Here is a 7,929-nt window from a genome sequence, read left to right as displayed (position 1 = left end):
ATTCAACAGTATCCTAATTTTAACTTAAAGAAGATATTTATTTAAGGTAGCTCTAACTGCTCCCTCTTCTGCTATCATCTCTTTAAAATATCCTTCTATTTTTTCTCCCAGTCCTACTTCATATAAGTCTGAGCCCATTAAATTATCATTACTCAAGATATTATGAAGCTTATCTTCTACAGAATCAGGGTTGCCGATCTTAATTCCCTCTAACTGAGGTGTCAGTTCATCTAACATTGGATCTGAGCTTAAAGGCATTTCATTCCCTTCATCATCTACTGCAAGGAGATATCTCAACCAACCTGCAATTGCAAGTGGTACTACAACTAAATCTGCTGGGTCTAAGTCTTTGGCATCACGATAAGATTTGATTGTTTCTCCAAAGCGGATAGCCACCTTTTGTGAAGTATCTTTAGCTATTCTCTGAGGTGTATCAGGAATATAAGGGTTAACTAGTCTTTCTTTAACTACCTCATCTATAAAATCTTTTGGATCAAGCACTCCCGGGTCTACAACAACTGGCAGGCCTTCTTTGTAACCTATCTGCTCAACTAAGGCTCTGATTTCCTGATCTTCCATCTCTTCTGCAATTGATGTGTGGCCTAGAAGACAGCCGTAAACTGCCATCGCTGTATGCAGTGGATTGAGGCAGGTTGTTACCTTCATAGTTTCTACCTGGTTAACTGTATCTCTGTCTGTATAGATTGCACCTGCTTTATCTAAAGGAATCCTGCCATTGGGAAAATTATCTTCTATAACAAGATATTCTGGTGCTTCAGCATTTACAAAAGCAGCAATCTCTGTGTTTTTATTAGTTTTTACAATATCTGTGTTTTCAAAACCAAGCTCTTTCAGCTTCTGCTGTACTTCTGGTGCAGGTCCTGGTGTTATTTTATCGATCATTGACCAGGGAAATCCAACTTTGGATTCATCATTTAAATACCCTAGAAAACCTTCTTCAACCAAATCGTTTTCTAACCATTTTTCTGCCACAGTTATTACAGCATCTTTCAGTTTCTGACCATTATGGGAACAGTTATCCATACTGGCAAAAGCGAAAGGATAAGCACCTGCTTTAAAGCGCTCATAAGCTAAGGCTGTTACTTTAGCCATTAGATGATTTAACTCTCCTTCAGGTCCGGTCTTAAAATCTTCTAAAACAAAAGGAAAAAATTCTCCGTCCATATTATCTAAAGCATATCCTTTTTCTGTAACTGTAAAACTGGCCATTTTTAAGCTTGGCTTCTTAAAAATTTCTTTAAGTTCATCCCAGTCTTTTTCAAAGCTGGAATCCGCTTTTAAGCCTTCAGTAATACTGGCCAGTAGAGTTTTTTCTAAACTGCCATCAGCCGACATCTTTACAACCAGACTTAGATTATCTGCCGGTGCATAAACTTTATCTATAATCTCGTAATCAAAGCCTTCAGCAGCTATAATCCCTGTTTCAACCTCACCCTCATTTAAAAGTTCCTGCTGCAGACGGGCAATAAAAGCTCTGAAAATGTTGCCGGCACCAAAATGTACCCATTCAGGTTTTTCCTTTGTGTTATCAATTAAGTTTTGATAATCAAACTGTGGTGGCTTTATTCCAGCTTCTTCCCACTGAGCTTGATCTTTTAATTCTTCTTTTTTAAGTTTTAACATAAGTAATTCACCCTTAATATAATATTTTTAATATAGTAAAAGGAATTCTCTTTTTAATTAATAGGTTAGCCAGAGAATTCCCTTATTTAGATTACTACTTATTCATCTTTTTAATTGCTTCCCACAAACCATTAATATATGTAGCACCAAGTGCTCTATCATACAAACCGTATCCAGGTCTGGCCTTTTCTCCCCAGATCATACGTCCATGGTCGGGTCTAATATATCCTTCAAATCCTATATCAAAATATGCTTTCATAATTTCAAATAAGTCTAAAGAGCCATCACTTGATAGATGGGAAGTCTCATGAAATTTACCTTCTCCATCAAATTTTAAGTTTCTAACATGCCCAAAGTGAATTCGGTTACCAAACTCTCTAATTAAATCAGGAACACTGTTGTCTGGATTTGAGCCTAAAGAACCACTGCATAGAGATATTCCATTATAAGGACTATCAACTGCACTCATTAATTTACGAATATTTTCTTTACCTGTCATAATTCTGGGTAGTCCATAAATCGGCCAAGGTGGATCATCTGGATGAATAGCCATTTTAATATCATATTCTTCACAGACAGGCAATATTCTTTTTAAAAAGTACTTAAGATTGTCAAATAACTGTTCTTCATCAATTTCTTTATACTGCTCCATAATGTCTTTAAGTTCAGCCAATCTTTCAGGCTCCCAACCAGGTAATGAAAAACCCTGAGATTCTTTATCAAATTCTTCAACAAGTTTTACAGGATCAGTGTTATTTATCCATTCTTCATCATAAGCCATTGTAGTTGAACCATCTTCAAGCTCTTCAGCCAGATCAGATCGAAGCCAATCAAAAACTGGCATAAAATTATAACAGACAACTTTTATACCTTCTGAGGCAAGATTCTTTAAAGTTGTTTTATAATTTTCAATATACTTATCCCGTGAGGACAATCCTAATTTTATATCTTCATGTACATTAACACTTTCAATAACTTCAAGTTCAAGTCCCGCTTTATTAATTGTCTTTTTAAGCTTTTTAATTCTGTCTAAAGGCCATACTTCTCCAACAGGTATATCAGATAAAGCACTTACTATTCCTGTCATACCAGGTATTTGTTTTATTTCTTTCAAACTAACACTATCATCATTTTCGCCAAACCAGCGAAATATCATTTTCATTTACATCACCAACTTTTTATATTATAAAATTATTAATCTAGCCAAATATCAAATTCGGTAAAAATAAAACTAAATCAGGAAACAATGCTAAAATTATTAATTCTGAAATAATTGCAATAAAAAATGGTATAGATTCTTTTGTATACTCTTCAGTTGGGCAGTCCAATATCGAACAAACTGTATACATAGCTACACCAACTGGTGGAGTTAATATCTCCATTGTTACAATTGTCATCATAAGTATTCCAAAATGTACCGGATCTATTCCAACCTGTTGTACTATTGGTAAAAATATTGGAGTTAATATTAAAACTAAAGCTGTAGTTTCAATAAACATACCACATAAAGCCAGGAAAATTAAAATAATAAAAAGTAACATAATTGGATTAGTTGTAATATTAGTTATAAAACCTGATAAAACCACAGGAATTCGATCATAAACGATTCCGTATCCAAAAATTCCAGCAAATGATATAATTAACATAATAGCACCTAAATCTTCCACTGTACTATCTAATACATTTATAAATTTTTTCCATGTTAATTCTTTATATACAAAAATACCAACAAATAATGCATAAACTGCTGCAAAAGCGCCTGCTTCCGAAGGAGTGAATATTCCAAACCTTATACCAATAATTAATATAAGGGGGAAAATAACTGCCCATATACTATCTTTTAATGCAATCATTAATTCTTTAAATGTTGCTTTTTTTTCTCTAACTGGTTTATATCCTTTTTTCTTAGAAGATATACTAACTGCTATCATCAAAAAGGTCATCATTAATAAGCCTGGAATTAATCCTGCTGCAAATAAGCGTCCTATTGATACTTCACCAACAAATCCATAAATAATTAGACCCATACTTGGTGGTATAGTAGCTGTGATAAGAGAAGGTAAACTTACAGCCGCTGCTGCATAGCCCCGTGAATAACCTCTAGATATCATGTCAGGACCTAAAATTCTTGCTTCCATTGCAGCGTCTGCAGTTGCAGATCCTGATATTCCTCCCATTAAACTACTAAGAACAACACTGACTTGTGCTAATCCACCACTCATGTGGCCAGTAGCTGCAGTTGCAAGTTTAATTAATCTAGGGGTAATACCTGTTGAATTCATCAAATTGCCTGCTAAAATAAAAAATGGGATTGCTAAAAGGGGAAATGATTGAGTAGCACTAACTGCTTTTTGAGCCACTATCGAAAAAGGAACATATTGATTTTGAATAAAGAAAATTGCTCCAGAAATTCCAATTGTAAAAGCAACTGGCATCCCAAGTAATAAAAAAATTACAAAAAATATAAGTACATATAACACTAACATAACTCCTCTCTAAGTAACTTTTAATTTATAATAATATTTTTTATTTGTAATAAAGTAGTTATAATCATTAATAGAGCTCCTATAGGTGCACTTAATGTAGCCCAAGAGTAACTTATTTGCAGGCTCTGAAATGTTCTTGCATAATTTTCTATAGATAATTGAATTCCATAAAAAAGTAATAATGATAAGAATATAATAATTATTAAACTAAAAAGAAGCTTAATTGCCTTATGTAATTTTTTAGATAATTTTTCTGTTATAATATCTACTCCCATTAATTTTTTTCTTCTCATTGCTATGTCAGCTCCAATAAAAATTGTCCAAGCAAAAAGGAGCTGGGCAATATCCACTGCCCAATTCAATGGAAGTTTTATCGACCTCATAAGAGCAGCAATAAAAACTAACAATATTATTACACATAAAAATATTTTAGTAATCAATTCTTCAAAAACAATTAATTTTTTATAAATATTTTTCATTTTATCTCCTTCTAATTTTTATGATATATATTGGCTGACCAAATTAATATGATCAGCCAATATAATAAATTTATTTATTCATTTCTTCATAAAGTTTTTCTTTTAATTCTACAAATTCTAGCTCTTCATATGCTTGTTGGGCAGCATTTTTAAATGCTTCTGTGTCTGAATCTATTACTTTCATGCCCTCTTCAACCATTCTATCTTCATAATCATCAGCTAATTTAATTACTTTTCTAGCTGTATTTTCACCAGCTTTTTTAGCTTCTTCCAAAACTATGTTCTGATACTCTTCAGGCAATGAATTGAACCACTTATCGCCAACTACAATCCCATTAATTAATTGGAAATGTGAAGTTTTATTAATATAATTAATCACTTCATACAAACGAGAATTATATGAAGCTAAATGTTGAGCTTCTGCACCATCAATTACATCTTGCTGCATTGCAGTATAAACTTCAGTCCAACCAAGTGCTACTGGGGTGGCTCCCATTGCTTTTATTGATTCTTGCCAAACTGGAGCACCAGGAGTTCTTACTCTAACTCCATTCAGATCTTCAGGTTTTCTTACAGGCTCATTTGTTAAAAAGTGTCTTGGACCATGATACCAATTAAAGGCTAAAACTTGCAACCCATGATTATTAGCCAATTCTTCTTCCCATTCTTTAAATGATTGAGTATTAACTAGGTCAAGTATTTCATCATAATTATCTACAATATAAGGCATCCCAATAACACCAATGTCTTTAACATAATTGGCCATTCTTCCACCATCTGTTAATAAAGCAACATTCACTCCCATACGAGTTTGTTCAATAACATCTTCATCTGAGCCTAATTGAGCACTAGGATAAATTTCAATCAATAAATTACCATCAGTTCTTTCTTCAACATTTTTCTTGAATTCTTTGAATCCATCCACTAATGGGTCAGATTCATTCAACTGTGTTGAAAGTTTTAATAAATAATCAGATTTTGCTTCAACACTTATATTACCTACATTCATAAAGACAGTAACCAATAAAAATGTTAACATTATAATTGATGTTTTTTTCATATTATCTCTCCCCTTTAAATTATATTTGCCTATCAGAAAACAAAACTACCTAATCTAAGTTTTCTACCCCTCCTTTTTATTTTAATCATACTAACATGTTAGTGTGATTAAAATTTTTACATTTTAAAATAATCAGGATAATCTTTTTTTAATTTTTCCTGATCAAATTTAATTCTACTAATATGTGAATTCATAGTTTTTAATGCATTTTCAGAATCTCTATTTTTAATAGCAGTTATAATTTTTTGATGATCTTCAATAACATCAGATCTATTAAAATCTGCAGATAAACTCAACATTCTCATCCTATTTAAATGACTGCTAATCTGCTCTATAGCAGTCCATATATTACCCATGTTACAGCCTTCAAATAACATTTTGTGAAATTCATTATCATACTCATATAATTTCATATAGTTATTCTGGTGCAGACTCATTTCCTGTACTTTCAGATTTGTCTCTAAATCAAATATTTTCTCCTCAGGAAAAATATCACATGCTAATTTTACTATCTTGGTTTCTAAAGCTTCTCTCATAAATTTAGCTTCCTGAACTTTGTTTAAATCAATATAAGAAACAAAGGTTCCCCTTTGTGGATAAACATCAATTAATCCCTCTTCTTTAAGTTTAACAAAAGCCTCTCTAATTGGAGTTCGACTTACATTAAATTCTTTTGCAATTTCTTTTTTTCTTAAAATTGTTCTTGGTTTTATAGTTAAGTTCATTATGTTATCTTTTAAAACATTGTACACATAATCTTTCATATTTAAATTATTATATTTTTTATGATATGCTAAATTCATATAAAGTCACCACCTGTTTAATATACTAATAACACTAACATACCAGTTTTGAATTGTCAAATAATTTCTTTATATTTTTCCAATTTATAATTAAATTTCTGCTGCCACACGGCACGGAGCCGCTTCTGCTCTAACTTTAAGCGGGAAAATAATTAATTTAAAAGTTTTTACTTCTGATAATTTATCTAAATTACAGAGATTTTCTAAAATAAAAATATTATTATTAAATAATTTGTGGTGAATTTTAAAAGGACTTCGATCAGGTGAGGGCATATCAAATCCCAAAAGTTTAATTTCTTTTTGAATAAAGAATTCTACCAACTCTTCAGAAAGCACTGGATGTTCTCTGTAGTATTCCTTTTTACCATATTTAGCAGCAAAACCAGTATTGATAATTACCATATCATCTTTTTCAATTAGCTCTCTAGACTCATTTTTTAAAGTAATCACTTTTTCACCAACTGCATTAAAAAGTTTAGCCTGGCCGCTTAAATAATTTAAAGAAATATCTGAAATTCTCTGCTGATCTTCGAGCATATGGGAGGGTAAATCAAGATGAGTGCCGGCATGCATTCCCATTTTGAGATTATGATTTGCATAACCATCATTTTTAACTTTCTTGTCATTTTCCAGCTCAACTTCTATATCACCCGGATAAACAGGCATCCCAGAATAAATTTCATAACTTAGATCAATTAACATTTTCTCCCCCCAGTTTCTCATCAATTTCATTTCTAAATATAGCTTTTAATCGTTAATTTTTGTTATTATAACTAAAAGATCAGTCTTCTTATTCAAATATCTTTTCTGCAGCTTTTTTGTATTCATTAAAATCACTGCTGCTGTAAAGTACAAAACGGATCAGTTTGATTTTTTTCAGTTCTTCTGCAATCTCTTTAACGGTTTTTAGAGAAATTTCTGCAGCCTCTTTAATCGGATAACCAAAAGCACCTGTTGAAATGGCAGGAAAAGCAACACTTTTCAGCTGACACTCCTCAACCAAATGTAAGGAATTCTGATAGCATCTGGCCAGTAGTTCTGATTCTGGTTTATCCTGACCATAGACAGGACCTAAAGTGTGAATCACATATTGATTTGGCAGCCCAAAGGCTGATGTAATTACAGCTTCTCCTACCTGAATCGGAGCCAGCTCACGACAGGCTTCTTCTAATTCCGGACCAGCTGCTTGATGGATTGCCCCTGCTACTCCTCCTCCAGTTTTCAACTGAGCATTAGCCGCATTTACCACAGCCTCAATATCATCTTGAGCTGCTATATCTCCTTGAATCAACTGCAGTTCAATTCCAGCTACATTATATTTCATAAAAGCTCCTCCTTTTGATAATCATTAAAAATAAAGCTCAGTTCTTGTTGCTCTTAACATTATTATAATTCTAGAAGCAGATGATTTATCCTTTTTTAAGCTGAGAAAAGCAAATTTTTGCATAGATTAATTT

Annotated in this window: 8 protein-coding genes; all 8 read right to left on the bottom strand. The window is 32.4% G+C overall.

What is annotated here, in order from left to right; all coding sequences use genetic code 11:
• Positions 1-24 precede the first annotated feature (24 nt).
• Entirely contained in the window at positions 25-1,644 is a 1,620-nt protein-coding gene (locus CI949_RS13795; RefSeq protein ID WP_290767383.1) for a mannitol dehydrogenase family protein, read from the bottom strand.
• A gap of 94 nt (positions 1,645-1,738) precedes the next feature.
• Positions 1,739-2,806 (bottom strand): mannonate dehydratase, encoded by a 1,068-nt coding sequence (uxuA, locus tag CI949_RS13790; protein ID WP_290767381.1) that lies wholly within the window; start codon positions 2,804-2,806, stop codon positions 1,739-1,741.
• A gap of 37 nt (positions 2,807-2,843) precedes the next feature.
• Entirely contained in the window at positions 2,844-4,124 is a 1,281-nt protein-coding gene (locus CI949_RS13785) for a TRAP transporter large permease (RefSeq protein ID WP_290767379.1), read from the bottom strand.
• A 26-nt stretch (positions 4,125-4,150) separates the two neighbouring features.
• On the bottom strand, positions 4,151-4,609 hold the full coding sequence (locus tag CI949_RS13780; RefSeq protein ID WP_290767377.1) for a TRAP transporter small permease: 459 nt from the start codon (positions 4,607-4,609) through the stop codon (positions 4,151-4,153).
• Between the two features lie 70 nt (positions 4,610-4,679).
• Positions 4,680-5,669 (bottom strand): C4-dicarboxylate TRAP transporter substrate-binding protein, encoded by a 990-nt coding sequence (locus CI949_RS13775; protein WP_290767375.1) that lies wholly within the window; start codon positions 5,667-5,669, stop codon positions 4,680-4,682.
• Between the two features lie 116 nt (positions 5,670-5,785).
• Positions 5,786-6,472, bottom strand: a complete 687-nt coding sequence (locus CI949_RS13770) for a GntR family transcriptional regulator (protein ID WP_290767373.1) — start codon at positions 6,470-6,472, stop codon at positions 5,786-5,788.
• A gap of 90 nt (positions 6,473-6,562) precedes the next feature.
• Positions 6,563-7,174 (bottom strand): cyclase family protein, encoded by a 612-nt coding sequence (locus CI949_RS13765; RefSeq protein WP_290767371.1) that lies wholly within the window; start codon positions 7,172-7,174, stop codon positions 6,563-6,565.
• Between the two features lie 88 nt (positions 7,175-7,262).
• Positions 7,263-7,796 carry a macro domain-containing protein gene (locus CI949_RS13760; protein WP_290767369.1) on the bottom strand — a complete coding sequence of 178 codons (534 nt, stop codon included), beginning with the start codon at positions 7,794-7,796 and terminating at the stop codon, positions 7,263-7,265.
• Between the last annotated feature and the right edge of the window lie 133 nt (positions 7,797-7,929).

The organism is Halanaerobium sp., assembly GCF_003070835.1.
The sequence above is the reverse complement of the archived record's forward strand: the minus strand, read 5'-3'. Positions and strand labels throughout refer to the sequence as shown.